The sequence below is a fragment of the Inquilinus ginsengisoli genome, assembly GCF_031453975.1.
Classification (GTDB): Bacteria; Pseudomonadota; Alphaproteobacteria; order DSM-16000; family Inquilinaceae; genus Inquilinus; species Inquilinus ginsengisoli_A.
The window spans coordinates 252,356-270,205 of sequence record NZ_JAVDPW010000006.1; the positions used below are offsets into that span (position 1 = coordinate 252,356).

The 17,850-nt window shown below is 69.1% G+C and carries 16 protein-coding genes; 6 read left to right on the plus strand and 10 right to left on the minus strand.

Features of this window, described 5'->3' with window-relative positions:
- Nucleotide 1 precedes the first annotated feature (1 nt).
- From cysW to E9232_RS18295, 5 genes are all read right to left on the minus strand, one after another.
- Nucleotides 2–907, minus strand: a complete 906-nt coding sequence (gene cysW, locus E9232_RS18275) for a sulfate ABC transporter permease subunit CysW (RefSeq protein ID WP_309796132.1) — start codon at nt 905–907, stop codon at nt 2–4.
- A complete protein-coding gene (cysT, locus tag E9232_RS18280; RefSeq protein WP_309796134.1) occupies nt 891–1,745 on the minus strand; it encodes a sulfate ABC transporter permease subunit CysT in 855 nt (284 codons plus the stop codon). Before cysT ends, cysW begins: the two co-directional genes overlap by 17 nt.
- A gap of 13 nt (nt 1,746–1,758) precedes the next feature.
- Nucleotides 1,759–2,760 (minus strand): sulfate ABC transporter substrate-binding protein, encoded by a 1,002-nt coding sequence (locus E9232_RS18285; protein WP_309796135.1) that lies wholly within the window; start codon nt 2,758–2,760, stop codon nt 1,759–1,761.
- Between the two features lie 164 nt (nt 2,761–2,924).
- Nucleotides 2,925–3,989: a sulfate/molybdate ABC transporter ATP-binding protein gene (locus E9232_RS18290; RefSeq protein WP_309796136.1), complete on the minus strand. Its 1,065-nt coding sequence runs from the start codon at nt 3,987–3,989 to the stop codon at nt 2,925–2,927.
- 240 nt (nt 3,990–4,229) lie between these two features.
- Nucleotides 4,230–4,427 carry a DUF3553 domain-containing protein gene (locus tag E9232_RS18295; protein ID WP_309796137.1) on the minus strand — a complete coding sequence of 66 codons (198 nt, stop codon included), beginning with the start codon at nt 4,425–4,427 and terminating at the stop codon, nt 4,230–4,232.
- 97 nt (nt 4,428–4,524) lie between these two features.
- Here E9232_RS18295 and E9232_RS18300 point away from each other — a divergent pair, with 97 nt between their 5' ends.
- Together E9232_RS18300 and E9232_RS18305 are read left to right on the plus strand one after the other, a co-directional pair.
- Nucleotides 4,525–5,670, plus strand: coding sequence for a trans-sulfuration enzyme family protein (locus tag E9232_RS18300; RefSeq protein WP_309796138.1), 1,146 nt, complete (start codon nt 4,525–4,527; stop codon nt 5,668–5,670).
- A 171-nt stretch (nt 5,671–5,841) separates the two neighbouring features.
- Complete coding sequence (locus tag E9232_RS18305; protein WP_309796139.1) at nt 5,842–6,936, plus strand: ABC transporter ATP-binding protein; 1,095 nt, start codon at nt 5,842–5,844, stop codon at nt 6,934–6,936.
- 15 nt (nt 6,937–6,951) lie between these two features.
- Here E9232_RS18305 and E9232_RS18310 read toward each other — a convergent pair whose 3' ends face one another.
- Nucleotides 6,952–7,665: a DJ-1/PfpI family protein gene (locus E9232_RS18310; RefSeq protein WP_309796140.1), complete on the minus strand. Its 714-nt coding sequence runs from the start codon at nt 7,663–7,665 to the stop codon at nt 6,952–6,954.
- Between the two features lie 82 nt (nt 7,666–7,747).
- On the opposite strand from E9232_RS18310, the gene E9232_RS18315 reads away from it, so the two are divergent.
- Nucleotides 7,748–8,695 (plus strand): GlxA family transcriptional regulator, encoded by a 948-nt coding sequence (locus tag E9232_RS18315; RefSeq protein ID WP_309796141.1) that lies wholly within the window; start codon nt 7,748–7,750, stop codon nt 8,693–8,695.
- Between the two features lie 7 nt (nt 8,696–8,702).
- On the opposite strand, the gene E9232_RS18320 is transcribed toward E9232_RS18315, so the two are convergent.
- The 3 genes from E9232_RS18320 to E9232_RS18330 all read right to left on the minus strand — a co-directional run bounded on the left by E9232_RS18320 (nt 8,703) and on the right by E9232_RS18330 (nt 11,604).
- Entirely contained in the window at nt 8,703–8,990 is a 288-nt protein-coding gene (locus E9232_RS18320; protein ID WP_309796142.1) for a GIY-YIG nuclease family protein, read from the minus strand.
- Between the two features lie 181 nt (nt 8,991–9,171).
- Nucleotides 9,172–10,371 (minus strand): lytic murein transglycosylase, encoded by a 1,200-nt coding sequence (locus E9232_RS18325; protein WP_309796143.1) that lies wholly within the window; start codon nt 10,369–10,371, stop codon nt 9,172–9,174.
- Between the two features lie 243 nt (nt 10,372–10,614).
- Nucleotides 10,615–11,604 carry an aldo/keto reductase gene (locus E9232_RS18330; protein WP_309796144.1) on the minus strand — a complete coding sequence of 330 codons (990 nt, stop codon included), beginning with the start codon at nt 11,602–11,604 and terminating at the stop codon, nt 10,615–10,617.
- A gap of 432 nt (nt 11,605–12,036) precedes the next feature.
- Between E9232_RS18330 and E9232_RS18335 the strand changes: the two genes are divergently transcribed.
- Together E9232_RS18335 and E9232_RS18340 are read left to right on the plus strand one after the other, a co-directional pair.
- Nucleotides 12,037–13,539, plus strand: a complete 1,503-nt coding sequence (locus E9232_RS18335) for a C1 family peptidase (RefSeq protein ID WP_309796145.1) — start codon at nt 12,037–12,039, stop codon at nt 13,537–13,539.
- A 24-nt stretch (nt 13,540–13,563) separates the two neighbouring features.
- Nucleotides 13,564–13,962: a protease inhibitor I42 family protein gene (locus E9232_RS18340; protein ID WP_309796146.1), complete on the plus strand. Its 399-nt coding sequence runs from the start codon at nt 13,564–13,566 to the stop codon at nt 13,960–13,962.
- 92 nt (nt 13,963–14,054) lie between these two features.
- Here the strand turns inward: E9232_RS18340 and E9232_RS18345 are convergent, their stop codons facing one another.
- Nucleotides 14,055–15,086, minus strand: coding sequence for a D-2-hydroxyacid dehydrogenase (locus tag E9232_RS18345; protein ID WP_309796147.1), 1,032 nt, complete (start codon nt 15,084–15,086; stop codon nt 14,055–14,057).
- 250 nt (nt 15,087–15,336) lie between these two features.
- On the opposite strand from E9232_RS18345, the gene E9232_RS18350 reads away from it, so the two are divergent.
- Nucleotides 15,337–17,847 (plus strand): GcvT family protein, encoded by a 2,511-nt coding sequence (locus E9232_RS18350; RefSeq protein ID WP_309796148.1) that lies wholly within the window; start codon nt 15,337–15,339, stop codon nt 17,845–17,847.
- Nucleotides 17,848–17,850 lie beyond the last annotated feature (3 nt).

Sequence of the window (17,850 nt, forward strand, 5' to 3'; positions counted from 1 at the left end):
GTCAGTGCCCCGGCCGCCCCGTCCGCCGGCTGCGGCGTTCGATCAGCGTCTTCACCGTCAGGGTCACCAGCGCCAGCAGCGCCAGGGTCGAGGCCGCGGCGAAGGCGCCGACGGCGTTGTAGTCGTTGTACAGCAGCTCGATCTGCAGCGGCAGCGTGTTGGTCTGGCCGCGGATGTTGCCGGAGACGATGGAGACGGCGCCGAATTCGCCCATCACCCGGGCGTTGCACAGCACCACGCCGTACAGCAGCGCCCATTTGATGTTGGGCAGGGTGACGCGGAAGAAGGTCTGCCAGCCATTGGCGCCCAGCGTCGCCGCCGCCTCCTCCTCGTCGCGCCCCTGCGCCTGCATCAGCGGGATCAGCTCGCGCGCCACATAGGGCGAGGTCACGAACAGGCTGACCAGGACGATCGCCGCCGGGGTGAACATCACCTGCAGCCCATGCGCCTGCAGCCACGGCCCCAGCAGCCCCTGGGCGCCGTAGAGGAAGAGGTAGACCACGCCGGCCACGATCGGCGAGACCGAGAACGGAATCTCGATCAGCGTGGTCAGCAGGCGCTTGCCGCGGAACTGGAACTTGGCGATGGCCCAGGCCGCCATGATGCCGAACGCGGTGTTGACCGGCACCACGATCAGCGCCGTGGTCACCGTCAGCCCGATGGCGTGCAGCGTGTCGCGCTCGACGATGTTGCGGGCGAAGACGGCGATGCCGGCGGACAGGGCCTGGACGAAGATCACGACGATCGGCGCCACCAGCACCAGCGCCGCGGCCAGCAGGGCGAGGCCGATCAGGATGCGGCGGGTCCAGCGGCCCTCGCCGATGCGCGGCGAACGCCGCGGACGGGTGGCCGCGGCCGGGCGCGCGGGCTCGACGTCCGGCGTCACGCTGTCAGCGGCGATCGACATGGCGCAGGAACCGGGCCTGGAGCAGGTTGGTGGCGAGCAGGATCACGAAGGCGGCGGCCAGAATGGTCACTGCCAGCGCCGCCGCGGCGGCGTAGTCGTATTCCTCGAGCCGGATGAAGACGAGCAGCGAGGTGATCTCGGTCTGCATCGGCCGGTTGCCGGCGATGAAGATGACGGCGCCGAACTCGCCCAGGGACCGGGCGAAGGCCAGGCTGCAGCCGGCCACGAAGGCGGGCAGGATCGCCGGCCACACCACATGGCGCAGGGTCGACAGGTCGCCGGCGCCGAGCGTGCGCGCCGCCTCCTCGACCCCGGGGTCGAGATCCTCCAAGACCGGCTGCACGCTGCGCACCACGAAGGGCAGGCTGGTGAAGGCCATGGCGATGGCGATGCCCAGCGGGGTATAGGCGACCGGGATGCCGATCGCCGCCAGCGGCGCGCCGAACCAGCCGTTCTTGGCGAACAGCGCGGTCAGGGCCAGGCCGGCCACCGCGGTCGGCAGGGCGAAGGGCAGGTCGACGATGGCGTCCAAGAGCCGCCGTCCGGGGAAGCGGTAGCGCACCAGCACCCAGGCCAGCAGCAGCCCGATGACGCCGTTGAACACCGTCGCGCCCAGCGCCATGCCCAGCGTCAGCTGATAGGTGGCGATGGCACGGGGCGACCCGACGATGGCGAAGAACTGCGCCGGCGTCAGGCTGGCCGCCTTCAGCCCCAGCGCCGCCAGCGGCAGCAGCACCACCAGCACCAGGTAGACCAGGGTGCAGCCCAGCGTCAGCCGGAAGCCGGGCAGCACCCGGCGTCGTGCCGGGTGAGGGGCGGTGAGGGCGGCGCTGGTCATTCCGGCGAACCGGTCATTGGTTGACGAACACGCTGTCGAGGATGCCGCCGGCGGCGAAATGCTCGGCATTCACCTTGTCCCAGCCGCCGAACACCTCGTCGACCGTGGCCAGCGTCACCGCCGGGAACTGGTCGGCGTGCTTGGCCGCGACCTCGGCCAGGGTCGGGCGGTAGAAATTCTCGGCCAGGATCTCCTGGCCCGCCGGCTGGTACAGGAAGTCGAGATAACCCTTGGCCAGCGCGGTGGTGCCGCGGGCATCGGCGACCTTGTCGACCACCGCCACCGGGAAATCTGCCTTCAGGCTGGCCGGCGGCACCACCACGACGAAGCCCTTGTCGCCGTATTCCTTCTGGATGCCGCGGGTCTCGGCCTCGAAGGTGATCAGCACGTCGCCGGTCTCGCGCTCGACGAAGGTGGTGGTGGCGCCGCGCCCGCCGGTGTCGAACACCGGCACATGCGACAGCACGGTCTTGACGAAGGCCTTGGCCTTCTCCTGGTCGCCGCCATTGGCCTTCAGCGCATAGGCATAGGCCGCCAGGTAGGTGTAGCGGGCGTTGCCGGAGGTCTTCGGGTTGGGGAACACGGCCTGGACGTCGTCGCGCGCCAAGTCGCCCCAATCCTTGATCCCCTTGGGGTTGCCGGCCCGCACCAGGAAGGCGGGGAAGGAGTAGTAGGGCGAGGCGCCGTTGGGGAAGGCCGTCTGCCAGCCCGGCTTGACCGCGCCGCCCTTCTCCAGCGCCGTGATGTCGGTGGCCTGGTTGAAGGTCACGACATCGGCCTGCAGCCCTTCCAGGATCGACCGCGCCTGCTTCGAGGTGCCGGCATGCGACTGCTCGACCTTCACGTCCTGCCCGGTCTTGCCCTTCCAGTAGGTCTGGAACGCCGGGTTGATGTCGGTGAACAGCTCGCGCCCGACATCGAAAGAGGCGTTGAGGATGCTGGTCTGGGCCTGCGCCGCAGCGGCACTGCCGAACAGGCCGGCGACAAACGCCAGCGCCAGGAAGGAACGCTTCATTCAAATCTCCAAGAGGGATCGGAGGCCGTCCGGAAATGCGCTGATGTGAGTCGGATGGCGGTGGCTTCGAGACCCGGCGCGCAGCGGACGTTTGAGTCCGTGAGCACCGGAAGCGGAGAAGCCGCCGTCAGACGGCCACAGCAGTAGCATTTCCGGATGGCCTCTCAGGCGGCCTGGCGCGCCGGGAAGAGGCCGAAATGGCTGGTGCCGACCTGCAGCGTCTCGCCGGCGGCGGGCAGGCGGGTGGCCAGCTGGCGGCGATGCCATTCCAGGTCGATCGGGATCGCGCCGTGCTCGGTCACCGCCTCGACCCGCACCAGCGGGCCGATGACGGCGACGCTGCGGATCGCGATCGGGAAGGCGTCGCTGCGCGCTTCCTGCGGCAGCAGGTCATGCGGCCGGATGAACAGCTCGCCGGCGCCGTCCGGCCCGGAATAGCCGGCCGGGCGCGGCAGCACCGCGCCCTCGACATCGACCCGGTCGGGGCCGATGCGGCAGGGCAGGCGCACGGCCTGGCCCAGGAACTCGTAGACGAAGGGCGTCGCCGGCCGCTCATAGACCTCGGTCGGGCTGCCGATCTGCTCGACCTTGCCGTGGTCCATCACCACCACCTGGTCGGCCAGCTCCAGCGCCTCCTCCTGGTCGTGGGTGACGAAGACGGTGGTCAGCTTCAGCGTCTGGTGCAGCTCGCGCAGCCAGCGGCGCAGATCCTTGCGCACCCGGGCGTCGAGCGCGCCGAAGGGCTCGTCCAGCAGCAGGATGCGCGGCTCGATCGCCAGGGCGCGGGCCAGGGCGACGCGCTGGCGCTGGCCGCCGGACAGCTGGTCGGGATAGCGGTCGCCGAACTTCTCCAGCTGCACCAGGGCCAGCAGCTCCTTGGCCCGGGCGCGGATCGCCTCGGCCTCCGGCCGGGTCTGGCGCGGCCGCACCTTCAGGCCGAAGCCGATGTTGTCCAGCACCGACATGTGCCGGAACAGGGCGTAGTTCTGGAACATGAAGCCGACCTGGCGGTCGCGCACGTCGACGGCCGACATGTCGAGGCCGCCGATGCGCAGCGACCCGGCATCGGCGTGTTCGAGGCCGGCGATGATGCGCAGCAGCGTGGTCTTGCCCGAGCCGGAAGGGCCGAGCAGCGCACAGAGATGCCCCGCCTCGATGTCGAGGCCGATCCCCGACAGAGCGGTGAAATCCTGAAACCGCTTTTCGATCCCGCGGAGCTCGACGCGCATCGATTCAGCTTTCTTTTACCGTAAATTCAAGCCTTCGATCATAGTGGAGTGTATAAAGCGCGCCAATGGAAATTCCATGCACTCGTGCGATGGCGGCGATATTGAACACATAATTATAGTATTAACTTGTCATTGCCCGGCTTGACCGGGCAATCCAGGGGCCACCGAGAGCCGCTCTGGCCGCCCCTGGATGCCACGGTCAAGCCGTGGCATGACAAAAAGGGGAAGGGAGCGGCCCCGCTACAGCTCCCCCGCCGGCTCCAGCTGGATCACCGTGCTGTCGATCAGCACCTTGCCGCGGTTCTCGAAATTCACCGTCACCCGGCTGCCGATCACCGACTGCACCTGGCCCGGGCCCCAGTCGGGCTGGGTGGGGTGCCGCACCCACATGCCGGGCGCCAGGCCGAAATCCACGCCGAACCCGTTCTCGACCGCCATCTCTCCGCCCCTTCGCGTTGCCCGACGACGTTGCCACGGATTGCCGCGCCGCGTCAGCGGGGTTACACCCGGAAGACACTCTGGAGTCACGCCCTCCATGGACGATCGTCCGCCCTGCCGTCCCGAAACGCTGGCTGCCCGCCTCGACGGCTATCTGTGCGGCGACACCGGCGCGATCGTGCCGCCGATCCACCCGTCCTCGACCTATGCCCGCGACGCGGACTACGCCCAGATCGGCGGCCGGGGCTACAGCCGCGACGACAACCCGACCTATCTCCAGGCCGAACATGTGCTGGCCCAGCTCGAGGGCGGGGCGGCGGCGATGCTGTTCGCCTCCGGCATCGCGGCGATCGCGGCGCTGTTCCAGGCGCTGCAGCCGGGCGACCATGCCGTGGTCTCGCGCGACATGTATTTCGGCACCGCCAAGCTGCTGCGCGAGGTGCTGATCCCCTGGGGCCTGCGCTGCGACATGGTCGACACCGCCGATCTCGACGCGCTGCGGGACGCGGTCAAGCCGGGGGTGACGAAGCTGGTGTTCGTCGAGACCCCGGCCAACCCGACCTGGGCGGTGACCGACATCGCCGGCGCCGCCGCCATCGCCCATGCGGCCGGGGCGCTGCTGGCGGTGGACAACACCTCGGCCTCGCCGGCGCTGTGCCGGCCGATCGCGCATGGCGCCGACCTGGTGGTGCATTCCGCCACCAAATACCTCAACGGCCATTCCGACGTGGTGGCCGGCGCGGTGGTGACGGCGGCCGACACGAAGCTGTGGCAGCGGATCGGCCGCATCCGCTTCCTGGCCGGCCCGGTGCTGGGCCCGTTCGAGGCCTGGCTGCTGCTGCGCGGCATGCGCACCCTGTTCATCCGGGTGCGCGCCGCCGGGGCCAATGCCCAGCGCATCGCCGAGCATTTCGACGGCCACAAGGCGATCGCCCAGGTCTGCTATCCCGGGCTGCCGGGCTTTCCCGGCCATGCCATCGCGGCGCGGCAGATGGAGGGCGGCTTCGGCGGCATGCTGTCGCTGCGCGTGGCCGGCGGCCGCGACGCCGCGATGCGCGCCATCTCCCGGGTCCGCATCTTCATCCGCGCCACCTCGCTGGGCGGCGTCGAAAGCCTGATCGAGCACCGCGCCACCATCGAGAAGGAGGACGGCACCGTCCCCGACGACCTGCTGCGGCTGTCGGTCGGCATCGAGGCGGTGGAGGATCTGATCGCGGATCTGGAACAGGCGCTGGCGGGATAAGACAGGAAGACGTTGACCCGGACCCGTCTTCCCTTTGTCATGCCACGGCTTGACCGTGGCATCCAGGGGCGGCCAGCGCGGCTCGTCGTGGCCCCTGGATTGCCCGGTCAAGCCGGGCAATGACAGCAAAGAGAGCCGGCATGAACCGGCACGACCAGTGACAGGGGCGGCATGACGGACAGGGAAGCGGGCGCCTTCGTCGAATTCGTCGACGTGGCCAAGACCTATGACGGCGAGACGCTGGTGGTGCGGGGGCTCGACCTCGCCATCCGCCAGGGCGAATTCCTCACCCTGCTCGGGCCCTCGGGCTCGGGCAAGACCACGACGCTGATGATGCTCGCCGGCTTCGAGACGCCGACCCGCGGCCACATCCTGCTCGGGGGCAAGGCGATCGACGCGCTGCCGCCGTGGCGCCGCGACATCGGCATGGTGTTCCAGAACTACGCCCTGTTCCCGCACATGACGGTGCGTGAGAACGTGGCCTTTCCGCTCAAGGTGCGCGGCCTTTCGGGGGCGGATGCCGAGAAGCGGGTCGAACGCGCGCTCGACATGGTCAAGCTGGCCGGCTTCGGCGGCCGCCGGCCCGCCCAGCTCTCCGGCGGGCAGCAGCAGCGCGTCGCCCTGGCCCGCGCCCTGGTGTTCGAGCCGCGGCTGGTGCTGATGGATGAGCCGCTGGGCGCGCTCGACAAGCAGCTGCGCGAGCACATGCAGCTGGAGATCAAGCACTTGCACCGCTCGCTCGGCGTCACCGTGGTCTATGTCACCCACGACCAAGGCGAGGCGCTGACCATGTCGGACCGCATCGCCGTGTTCCATGAGGGCGGCATCGACCAGCTGGCGACGCCCGACGACCTCTACGACCGGCCCGAGACCGCCTTCGTCGCCCAGTTCATCGGTGAGAACAACCGCCTGGCCGGGACGGTCGAGGCGCTGGCGGGCGGGCAATGCACCGTCGCGGTCGATGGCGGCGGCACGGTGCTGGCGACGCCGGTCGGCGGGGGCGGGCAGGGCAGCCGCGCCACCCTGTCGATCCGGCCGGAGCGGGTGCGGCTGGCTCCCGGCGCCGAGGCCGGACCCAACCGCTTCCCGGCGCGGATCGAGGAGCTGATCTTCCACGGCGACCACACCCGCGCCCGGCTGGCGCTGCTGGGCCGCGACGACTTCGTGCTGAAGCTGACCAACGCCGACGGCCGCCCGGGCCTGGCGCCGGGCGAGATAGTCACGGTCGGCTGGGCCGCCGCCGACTGCCGGGCGCTGACGGCATAGGACGCGGCCTGCCGCTCAGGCGGTCGCGGCCCGGGCGAGGTGCCGGTTCGCCGCCACCTGGGCGATGATCGCGGCGCGGTCCGGCTGGCGGGCGGCGTTGCGCGCCCGGGCCAGGGCCAGCACCTCGGCCGGCGCGGTCTCGGGGCGGCCGGACTCGAAGGGCGGCGCCGGCGCGTATTCCAGGCCCAGCTGGATCGACTGCGCCACGGTCGTGTCGGCCAGTTCCGCCGCCAGGGTCAGGGCGAAGTCGATGCCGGCGGTGACACCGCCGCCGGTCAGGACGGTGCCGTCGCGCACGACCCGGCCGGCATCGGGAATCGCGCCGAACAGCGACAGCTCGTCCCGCCACGCCCAGTGGCTGGCGGCCCGCTTGCCCTCCAGCAGCCCGGCGGCGCCGAGGATCAGCGAGCCGGTGCAGACCGAGGTGACGTAGCGCGCGCCGGCGGCCAGCCGCCGGATCTGTGCGAGATAGCCCGGGTCGCGCATGGCGTCGAGGCAGCCGAACCCTCCGGGCACGCACAGCACGTCGCAGCGCTCCACCGCCTCCAGCCGCGCCAGGCCGGAGAAGGCGAAGCCCTCGACCACGACCGGCGTGCCGCCCATCGACGCCACCACCGGGACGGCGCCCGGCAGGCGCGACAGCACCTGGTGCGGGCCGGTGAAGTCGAGCTGGGTGACCCCGGGATAGATCGGGAAGACGATGATGAGGGGGACGATGGGGGCGGCCATGGCGCTCTCCGCTGGAATTGACAGCGCCAGTATCGCCCGCCAGGATCATGTCTGAAACGACATTGATCCCTTATTTAGCGCCATGACCCTCGCTATCGGCTTCCTGGTCTTCCCGGGCTTCAACATCCTCGACCTCACGGGGCCGCTGGCGGCGTTCGACACCGTCTCGCGCGACCGGTCGCCGCGGCCCTACCGGCTGGAGGTGCTGTCGGAACCGGGCGGCGCGGTCGCCAGCTCCTGCGGCCTGCCGGTGGTGACGCTGCCGCTGGAGGGCCGGTCGCCCGACCTGCTGCTGGTGGTCGGCGGCCGCGGCGTCGACCGGGCGGCGGCGGTGCCGCAGCTGCTGGCCTTCATCCGCGACGCCACGGCCGGGCGGGTGGCCAGCGTGTGCACCGGCGCCTTCCTGCTCGCCGCCGCCGGGCGCCTCGACGGGCGGCGCGCCACCACCCATTGGCGGCATGCGGCGACGCTGCAGCGCCAGTATCCGGGCGTGCGGGTCGAGATGGACCGGATCTTCATCAAGGACGGCCCGGTGTGGTCCTCGGCCGGCATCACCGCCGGCATCGACCTGGCCCTGGCCCTGATCGAAGAGGATCTCGGCGTCGAGGCCGCGCGCGGGACGGCCCGCGACCTCGTCGTCTATCACCGCCGCCCGGGCGGCCAGTCGCAATTCTCGGCGCTGCTGGATCTCGAGCCGCCCTCCGACCGCATCCAGGCCGCGCTGCGCTATGTGCGGGAGCACCTGCACGAGGCGCTGTCGGTCGACCGCCTCGCCGCGGTGGCGCATCTCAGCCCCCGCCAGTTCGGCCGCGCCTTCCTGGCCGAGACCGGGCAGACCCCGGCCAAGGCGGTCGAGCGCCTGCGCGCCGAAGCCGCCCGGCCGCGGATCGAGGACGGCATCGAGCCGATCGAGGCCATCGCCCGCGATGTCGGCTTCTCCGACCCCGAGCGGATGCGCCGGGCCTTCCTCCGCGCCTTCGGCCAGCCGCCCCAGGCCCTGCGGCGGGGCCGGCGGGCCGCGGCGGCATAGGGGGCGATCAGCTGTTGATCGTCTCGAACAGGTCGAGCCATTGCGGGTTTTGGTCTTCGATCAAAGAGAGCTTCCAGGCACGCGGCCAGCGCTTGAAGGTCTTCTCGCGCGCAATGGCGAGGCGGACATCGTCATAGGTTTCGACGTAAACCAGCCGTTTGATGCCGTACCGTTTGGTAAATCCCGGAGTGGTGGCGGTGCGATGCTCGTCGAGGCGGCGCGAAATATTGTTGGTGACGCCGATGTACAATGTGCCGTTGCGGTGACTGGTCAGAATGTAAGTGTAGTAGGGCATTGGCGGCGATGGGTCAGTGTATCGGAACGATACCGCTCTTCGTTGTTAATACCCATCTCTCAAATTGTCATGCCACGGCTTGACCGTGGCATCCAGGGGCGCCCAGAGCGGCTCTTGGTGGCCCCTGGATTGCCCGGTCAAGCCGAGCAATGACAATAAAACAATAGGCTCTGAAGCTTTTCTACTGCCCGCCCAGCGCGCGGTAGATCTTCTGGCCGGCACGGCCGGTCGAGGGCATCCCGGCGCGCTGTTCGGCCTGGGAGATGGCGGCGCGGGTGGCCGGGCCGATCTTGCCGTCGGCCTGGCCGCCGATGTCGTAGCCCTGGGCCAGCAGCAGCTGCTGCAGCCGCAGGCGCTGGGCCCGCGACAGGCCGGGGTCGTCGGTCGGCCACGGCGTGCGCAGCGCCGGCCCGCCGGACAGCCGCTGGGCGAGGTGGGAGATGGCGAGCGCGTAGGATTCGGCCGCGTTGTAGGAATAGATCGCGTCGAAGTTGCGGAACACCAGGAAGCCCGGGCCCTGCGGCCCGGCCGGCAGCAGCAGCCCCGCCTGGGCGCTGCCCGACAGCGGTGCCCCGTCGGCCCGCACCACGCCGCGCTGGGCCCAGGCCGACAGCGGGTCCTTGTCCTTGCGCCCGGTCGGCCCGTTGTAGCCGGCCGGCACCTTGACCTCGATCATCCAGGGCTGGCCCTGCTGCCAGCCGGAGCGCTTGAGGTAGTTGGCGGTGGAGCCGAGCGCGTCGGCCACCGACCCGACCAGGTCGCGCCGCCCGTCGCCGTCGAAATCGACCGCCAGGCGCTGATAGGTCGAGGGGATGAACTGGGTCTGGCCGAAGGCCCCGGCCCAGGAGCCGTTCAGCTCCTCCAGCCGCAAATCGCCGGCGCTGACCAGCTTCAGCGCCGCCATCAGCTCGCCGCGCCAGAAATCGGTGCGCCGCTCGCCGGCGCAGACCAGCGTGGCCAAGGCATGCGGCAGGAAATAGCCGCCGGTCTCCTTGCCATAGTCGCTCTCGACGCCCCAGACCGCGGCGATCACGGTGCGGTCGACGCCGTAGCGCTGCTCGGCCTGCTGCAGCACCCGGCCGTATTTCGACATCATGGCGCGGCCGTCGGCGATGCGCTGGTCGTCGACCAGGAAGGCGAGGTAGTCCCAGATCGGGGTCACGAATTCCGGCTGGGCCTGCGAGAAGCGCAGCACCTTGTCGTCCGGCTGGGTCAGCCCGTCGAAGGCGCGGGTGGCGATGTCGCGGCTGACCCCGGCCTTGATCGCGGAGTCGGCCAGGCCGGCGACGCAGGACGAGAAATCGGCCAGGGCGGGGCCGGCGGAGAGCAGCGGCAGCAGCGCCAGCAGGGCCGCCTTCCAGGGTGAGCCGAACAGGGTCATCGGGGTCCTTGCAATCCGGAATCGGCCCCGGGGAATCAGCCGGGGCGCATCCGGCGATCCTCGCCGATCCCTCCGGCGCGGACAACCCGCCCATGGCCCCGCGGGGGCCTTTCGGGGGTGCCTTCCCCTCCTCGTCATTGGGAGGAGGCGCAGCCGACGAATCCATCCATGGTGCGGCCTGGCATGGATTGCTTCGCTGCGCTCGCAATGACGGCAAAGGGGGAGGGAGGGGGAGAGCCGGTCCTAGATCTGGACCGATTTCATCCCCGCGGCCGGATAGCGCGTGCCGGCGGCGGCGCCGGCCGGGATCGCCGCGTCCAGCCGGGCCAGGTCGTCGGGCGTCAGGGCCACCGGCAGCGCGCCGAGATTCTCGTCCAGCCGCGCGATCGAGCGGGTGCCGGGGATCACCGTCACGTCCTCGCCCTGGGCCAGCACCCAGGCCAAGGCGAGATGCGACGGCTTGCAGCCCTTCTCGGCCGCCAGCGCCTCGAACCGCGCCACCAGCCCGCGGTTGTGGTCGAAGTTCTCGGCCTGGAAGCGCGGATGCGCCGCCCGCCTTCCGTCGATCTGCGACAGGTCGCGGATCGCCCCGGTCAGGAAGCCGCGGCCGAGCGGCGAATAGGCGACGAAGCCGATGCCGAGCGCGCGGGTGGTCCTGCGGGTCTCCTCCGCCTCGGTGCGGTACAGCAGCGAATACTCGGTCTGCACCGCCGCGATCGGGTGCACCGCATGGGCCCGGCGGATGGTGTCCGCCCCGGCCTCGGACAGGCCGAGATGGCGGACCTTGCCCTGCTCCACCAGCCGGGCCATGGCGCCGACCGTGTCCTCGATCGGCACGTTGGGGTCGACCCGGTGCTGGTAGTAGAGGTCGATGGTGTCGACCCCGAGCCGGCGCAGGCTGGCCTCGCAGGCCTGGGCCACGTAGCCGGGCCGGCCGTCGACGCCGTTCGGCCCGCCCTCGCGCCGGGTCTGGCCGAATTTGGTGACCAGCACCACGCGGTCGCGCCGGCCCTTGATGGCGCGGCCCAGCAGCTCCTCATTGTGGCCCCAGCCATACATGTCGGCGCTGTCGAGATGGTCGACGCCGCGGTCGATGGCGTGACGGATCAGGTCCTCCGAGGCGGCGTCGTCGGCGGCGCCATAGACGCCCGAGAGCGGCATCAGGCCGAGCCCGATGGCCGAGACCGACAGCCCGCCCAGCCGGCGATGCGCGATGCCCTGAGTCGATGTCATGCTTGCGTCCTTCCGATCAGGCCGTTCTGGATCGTCGCCCCGGAGGCGACGCAATATGCGGAAGCGGCTGCTGCCGTGGGGACACGGACGGAATGGCGAGAGCCGTGCCGGAGCGGGCAGGCCGTTCAGGTCCATATTGGCCCGGGGAGGTCCTGGTGCCAAGCGGGTTCCCGGCATCAGAACGGTCCGCGATCGCGAGCGACAGTGCCGCCGCCTTGCTGCACGCCGACAATGCCCCGGGACCGTCTAGCCATGGCGCTTAATCAGCAATATCAGTTCGCCTACTTGAGACGATCCGAAAATGATGTTATCCTAAAAAGAATTATTTCTGTAATCAAGATGATTCTCTGCGTTGCAGAGCGTCCTCATGCTTGGGCAATGGGCTATTTCATAACAAAAAGGAACCAGTGATTTAATAAAAGGGGGAGAGCTATGACCATTTTACGAATAGTCGCTCTTGGGTGTTTGATCGGAATAGTTTCGCTCGGGCCGGTCTACGGCCAGGTGACTCCGCCCGTACCCGAGGATCTGCCCTCGTATTTCCGTGACCAGGAGGCTACCGCGCCTCTGGCGGATCGGCAGGATCTGGACCAGCTGCGAAAGATGGGCCGGGAAAGGGGATGGACGTTCCAGGTCGGCTACACCTCCGCCTTCACCAGGCCCATCGCCGAAGTGGCGACGACGGCCATTCCCGAGAACTTCCTGGGGCTGGCAGCCGCTCAGAACGAACTCGCGGCCCAGGCAAATGATGTCGTAGACGAAAGTGCGCGGCTGGCCGGGGTGAATGTCGCCACCTATCTGAAGAGCTGCAGGCCCGACCTCGCACGGTTTAACTGGCGAGACGATGGCGACATGGGCGCGGTCCGCAACCAAGGCGGCTGCGGCAGCTGCTGGGCGTTTTCGGCCGCCGCCACCTATGAAGGCGCCTACGGCATTCGCAACGGGCAGCTCGTCGATGTCGCGGAGCAGCATATTCTCGATTGCGCCAAGGCGGACGGGCAGATTGCGGGAACCTGCTCGGGCGGCTGGTACTACCCGGTCTTCAAATGGCTGATGTCCAAGGGCGCAGGATCCGAAGCCGATGCGCCCTATCTCGGTCACGTCGGATCCTGCAGACCGGAGCTCCAAAGCCGCTACCGCGCGATCTCCTGGGGCTTCGTGACGGACAGAACCGACATCCCGCTCAACAGCGAGCTCAAAGACGCCTTGTGCCGCTATGGTCCGCTGTCCGTGGCAATGGAAGCGACGCCGGCCTTCAAGGCCTATGTCGGGGGCGTCTTCAACGAAGGATCCAATGGGCGGATCAATCACGCGGTCAACCTGGTCGGCTGGGACGACACGAAGAACGCCTGGCTGGTGAGGAACTCCTGGGACACCCGATGGGGCGACAACGGGTATGTCTGGATAGCCTACGGCACCAACAAGATCGGCTATGCGGCCGCCTGGGTCCGGCCCGTCGACACAACCATTCCGATCTTGTCCGACGCCCTTGCCAGTGCGTGGGACCGGAATGCGACAGCTTTGGGGGATGCTGAAAAAGCCGTCGAAACGCCCAATCTGACCGTTTCGACCAAGAGCGCCGAGTTTGTCGCGATCGACTCTAAGAACACCGAGCCGGATACCAAATTTGCCAACACACCAAAGGAGACGGTGTGGATCCAATATGGCACCGCGGACCAGCGGACAGCCGCCGATCTGCTGCGCAAGGCGCTGCAGACCGAGGGCTTCGTGGCACCCGGAATTGAAGACGTCTCCAAGAAGGGGGCAGCAATGCCGGCTGCCGGACAGATCCGGTATTTCCGCCCGGCGGATATCGAGGCAGCCCAGCGGATCGAGGCGCTCGCGGAGCGGGTGACGGGCCTGCCCTTTGCGACGATCAAGCTCGATCTGAAGGCCCCCGCGTCCACGATCGAGGTCTGGTTCTCGAAGTCATGACGGTCGTTCCGCAGAGGATATGTCGTGAGCCGTTCGAAGCTCATTGTTGAGGCATTGATTTTGGCATTGGTGTTGCCCGAGGCCGGTCGCTGCGACGATGTGGAGCTGAGGCGATCGGAAGGTCAATCGCTGAATGCGACTGTCAAGATCGGCGACAGCATAGTGATTGCTGTCGACGCGGCCTCGGGCATTAATTATGACTGGGTATACGATATCGTCGACAACAGGGCCGGAATTTGGGTCGTCAAGGATCCTGAGGTCAGGCAATCAGAAGAAGAGACGCCTGGCGCGCCGGAGACAAAGCGCTTCTTCTTCGGGATCCGCAATCGGGGGTGTGCGATCCTGCATTTCATGCTCCGTTCGCCGGACTACGATGGCGCCAAGATTGCGGATCAGTTCCGGGCGGAAATCTGTGGCGCATGATTTTCGGTGACGGGGCTCTCGTCCGGCGCCGGCCAATCGCGAGTCCGTAAAGCGGTTGCACCTCCAGACCGGCGCGACGCCGACAGATCGTCTCACGAGGGCGAGCGGCCGATGGTTCGGCCGGCCTCGCACCTCAGCCCCGCCCGCCGGCCTCCCGCCACCAGGTTGAACGGCTTGCCCTGCTGGAACCCGTCGACCAGGTCGATCAGCTGGTCGGCCAGGGCCTGCATCGCGCCGCGGCCGGCCCAGGCGACATGCGGGGTCAGGATGAAGTTCGGCAGGTCCAAGAGCCGCATCAGCGGCGCGTCGGCCGGCGGCGGCTCCGGCATCGCCACGTCGAAGCCGGCGCCGCCGATGCGGCCCGACCGCAGCGCCTCGGTCAGCGCCGCCTCGTCGACCAGCCCGCCGCGCGCCGTGTTGATCAGGATCGCCTCCGGCTTCATCCGGGCGAACTCCGCGGCGCCGATCAGGCCGCGCGTCTCCGGCCGCAGCGGGCAGTGCAGCGAGATCACGTCGCTGGTCGCGATCACCTCGTCGAACGGCATCCGGCCCTCGGCGGGGGCGGCGTCGCCCTTGCGGCCGGCGAACACCACCTCCATGCCGAAGGCCCCGGCGATGGTGGCGACCGCGTTGCCCAGCGACCCGCCGCCGACCAGGCCCAGCCGGGCGCCGTGCAGGTCCAGGATCGGGTGGTCGAAGAAGCAGAACTGCCGCGCCTCCTGCCAGCGCCTGGCCTCGACCGAGCGGCGATAGGGCAAGAGCGACCGGCGCAGCGCCAGGATCAGGGTGAAGACATGCTCCGGCACCGTGTGCACGGCGTAGCCGCGGATATTGGCCACCGCGACGCCGTTGCGGTCGCACCAGGCGGTGTCGACGCAGTCGGTGCCGGTGGCGGCCACGGCGACCAGCCGCAGGTCGGGCAGCTGGGCCAGCACGTCCTCGCGCAGCGGCACCTTGTTCAGCACCGCGACGCTGGCGCCGCGCAGCCGCGGCAGCACCTCGTCCGGCGCGGTGCGCTGATGCTCGACCCAGCGATGCGGGAAGGCGGGCGGGCGCAGGCGGACCGACGGCGCCAGGGTCTCGCGGTCGAGGAAGACGACGGTCGGTTCGGCGGGCAGGGGCATGGTCGGGACTCTCGCTGGGGCTGCCTTCGCAGCATGCCGATCCCGGCACAGGCGGCCAGCCCGATTGCGACATCCGCCGGGCCGGTTCCGGCCGCGGCGGAGGCCCGGGTGACGCAGCCGGATGCGTTTGGCGGGGCTGCGACATCACAGGTCGCGGCTGGATTAGCCGAAAACCGGCCTCGCCCGGAGACTTCGCCACCAGTGTGAAGGGCCTGCCAGGCCCTGCGGTCCGGACGGAGCGGTTCGAGCGATGAAGTCAACAGCGCGCGTGGTGGTGATCGGTGGCGGCGTGGTCGGCGTGGGCACGCTGTACCATTTGGCCAAGAAGGGCTGGACGGATGTCGTCCTGATCGAGCGCAAGGAGCTGACCTCGGGGTCGACCTGGCACGCCGCAGGCCTGCTGCCGCTGTTCAACATGAGCTACTCGGTCGGCCAGATCCACAAGCACTCAGTCAAGCTCTACAACTCGCTCGAAGCCGAGACCGGCCAGCATGTCGGCTTCCGCCAGGTCTCCAACATCCGTCTCGCCCGGACCAAGGACCGCTGGGACGAGTTCATGTACTACAAGGGCGTGGCCGACACGATCGGCATCACCGTCAACCTGCTGACCCCCGCCCAGGTCAAGGAGATCTGGCCGCTGTGCGAGACCGACGGCATCATCGGCGCGATTCAGCACCCGGATGACGGCTACATCCAGCCGGCCGACCTGACCCAGGCCTTCGCCAAGGGCGCCCGGGCGCTGGGGGCGGAGATCAACCGCTTCACCACCGTCACCGCGATCGAGCAGACCCCGTCGGGCGAATGGCTGGTCAAGACCGACAAGGGCGACATCACCTGCGAGCATGTGGTCTCGGCCTCGGGCAACTTCGCCCGCCGCACCGGCGCCATGGTCGGGCTCGACATCCCGGTGATCCCGGTCGAGCACCAGTACATCGTCACCGAGCCGCACCCGGCGGTGCAGGAGCGCCACCGCCAGGGCCTGCCGGAGATGGGCGTGCTGCGCGAGGCGGATTCGTCCTGGTACCTGCGCGAGGAGGCCGGCGGCTTCATCCTCGGCCCCTATGAGCCGGGCGCGCCCTGCTGCTATCTCGACGGGCCGGACGACCAGTCGGAATACGAGCTGTTCCAGGAGGATCTGGAGCGGATCGCGCCGCATATCGAGACCGCGATCGCCCGCGTCCCGGCCTTCGGCGAGGTCGGGGTCAAGAAGGTCTACAACGGCGCCATCGCCTACACCCCGGACGGCAGCCCGATCATCGGCCCGGCCTGGGGCCTGAAGAACTTCTGGCTGAACGAGGGCCACAGCTTCGGCGTCACCGCCGCCGGCGGCGCCGGCTGGCAGCTGGCCGAATGGATCGTCGAGGGCGAGCCGTCGATCGACATGATGGGCGTCGACCCCCGCCGCTTCGGCCCCTACGCCTCGCGCGGCTACCTCAAGGCCAAGAACGAGGAGGCCTACCGCAACGTCTTCACCGTCCATTACCCGGACGAGGAGCGGGCCGAGGCGCGGCCGCTGAAGCGGGCGCCGTGCTACGACCGGATGAAGGCGCTGGGCGCCGTGTTCGGCACCGTCTACGGCTGGGAGCGGCCGAACTGGTTCGCGCCCCAGGGCTATGAGCTGACCGAGGCGGAGCTGGCCAAGCCGGACACGCTGGTCAACGAGAATCATGCCCCGGTGAAGCCGGGCGAGAAGGTGCGGGAGAAGTGGAGCTTCCGCCGCTCCAACTACTTCGAGTTCGTCGGCCGCGAGGCCCGGCACGTGCATGAGAAGGTCGGGCTGCTCGACATGTCGGCCTTCGCCAAATACACGGTCTCCGGGCCGGGCGCGGCGGCCTGGCTGGACGGCCTCGTCGCCAACCGGGTGCCGAAGAAGCCGGGCCGCATGACCCTGGCGCATCTGCTGACCAGGAACGGCGGCGTGCGGTCGGAGTTCACCATCTACTGCGAGTCCCCCAACCACTACTACCTGGTCGGCGCCGGCGCCTATGAGCGGCACGATTTCGACACGCTGCAGAAGCTGCGGCCGCGCGACGGGTCGGTCGACCTGCAGAAGATCACCACCCAGAACGGCGTCTTCGTGCTGGCGGGCCCGAGTTCCCGCGACCTGCTGCAGAAGCTGACCGACACCGACCTGTCGACCGCCGCCTTCCCCTGGCTGTCGGGCAAGGCGATCAATGTCGGCATCGCCCAGGCCCAGGCGCTGCGCGTCAACTTCGTCGGCGAGCTGGGCTGGGAACTGCATCACCCGATCGAGATGCAGAACACCATCTTCGACCTGCTGATGGATGCGGGGAAGGAGTTCGACCTCAAGCCTTTCGGCATCCGCACCATGGATTCGCTGCGGCTGGAGAAGTCCTACCGCCTGATCCCGCGCGAGCTGTCGATCGAATACTCGGCGCTGGAATCGGGGCTCGACCGCTTCGTCCACCCGAACAAGGGCGACTTCATCGGCCGCGACGCGCTGGTGGCGTGGCGCGAGCGCGGGTTCAAGAACCGCTTCGTGACCCTGGAGGTGCTCGACGTCACCGATGCCGACGCCCGCGGCAACGAGCCGATCACCCGGAACGGCGAGCTGGTCGGCCGCTGCACCTCGGGCGGCTATGGCTGGCGGATCGGCAAGTCGCTGGCGCTGGCGATGGTCCGGCCCGATCTCGGCGAGATCGGCACCGAGCTCGATGTCAGCATCCTGGGCAAGCCGCACCGCGCCATGGTGATCGAGGAATCGCCGTTCGATCCCAATAACGAGCGCTTGCGGGCCTGATGG

What these genes read in the sequence shown, in the direction of transcription:
- E9232_RS18285 (WP_309796135.1), bottom strand. Translation starts at nt 2,760, where the DNA reads ATGAAGCGTTCCTTCCTGGCGCTGGCGTTTGTCGCCGGCCTGTTCGGC.
- E9232_RS18320 (WP_309796142.1), bottom strand. Translation starts at nt 8,990, where the DNA reads ATGCCCTACTACACTTACATTCTGACCAGTCACCGCAACGGCACATTG.
- E9232_RS18290 (WP_309796136.1), bottom strand. Translation starts at nt 3,989, where the DNA reads ATGCGCGTCGAGCTCCGCGGGATCGAAAAGCGGTTTCAGGATTTCACC.
- E9232_RS18300 (WP_309796138.1), top strand. Translation starts at nt 4,525, where the DNA reads ATGGACGATCGTCCGCCCTGCCGTCCCGAAACGCTGGCTGCCCGCCTC.
- E9232_RS18350 (WP_309796148.1), top strand. Translation starts at nt 15,337, where the DNA reads ATGAAGTCAACAGCGCGCGTGGTGGTGATCGGTGGCGGCGTGGTCGGC.
- E9232_RS18305 (WP_309796139.1), top strand. Translation starts at nt 5,842, where the DNA reads ATGACGGACAGGGAAGCGGGCGCCTTCGTCGAATTCGTCGACGTGGCC.
- E9232_RS18310 (WP_309796140.1), bottom strand. Translation starts at nt 7,665, where the DNA reads ATGGCCGCCCCCATCGTCCCCCTCATCATCGTCTTCCCGATCTATCCC.
- cysW (WP_309796132.1), bottom strand. Translation starts at nt 907, where the DNA reads ATGTCGATCGCCGCTGACAGCGTGACGCCGGACGTCGAGCCCGCGCGC.
- E9232_RS18345 (WP_309796147.1), bottom strand. Translation starts at nt 15,086, where the DNA reads ATGCCCCTGCCCGCCGAACCGACCGTCGTCTTCCTCGACCGCGAGACC.
- E9232_RS18315 (WP_309796141.1), top strand. Translation starts at nt 7,748, where the DNA reads ATGACCCTCGCTATCGGCTTCCTGGTCTTCCCGGGCTTCAACATCCTC.
- cysT (WP_309796134.1), bottom strand. Translation starts at nt 1,745, where the DNA reads ATGACCAGCGCCGCCCTCACCGCCCCTCACCCGGCACGACGCCGGGTG.
- E9232_RS18330 (WP_309796144.1), bottom strand. Translation starts at nt 11,604, where the DNA reads ATGACATCGACTCAGGGCATCGCGCATCGCCGGCTGGGCGGGCTGTCG.
- E9232_RS18295 (WP_309796137.1), bottom strand. Translation starts at nt 4,427, where the DNA reads ATGGCGGTCGAGAACGGGTTCGGCGTGGATTTCGGCCTGGCGCCCGGC.
- E9232_RS18325 (WP_309796143.1), bottom strand. Translation starts at nt 10,371, where the DNA reads ATGACCCTGTTCGGCTCACCCTGGAAGGCGGCCCTGCTGGCGCTGCTG.
- E9232_RS18335 (WP_309796145.1), top strand. Translation starts at nt 12,037, where the DNA reads ATGACCATTTTACGAATAGTCGCTCTTGGGTGTTTGATCGGAATAGTT.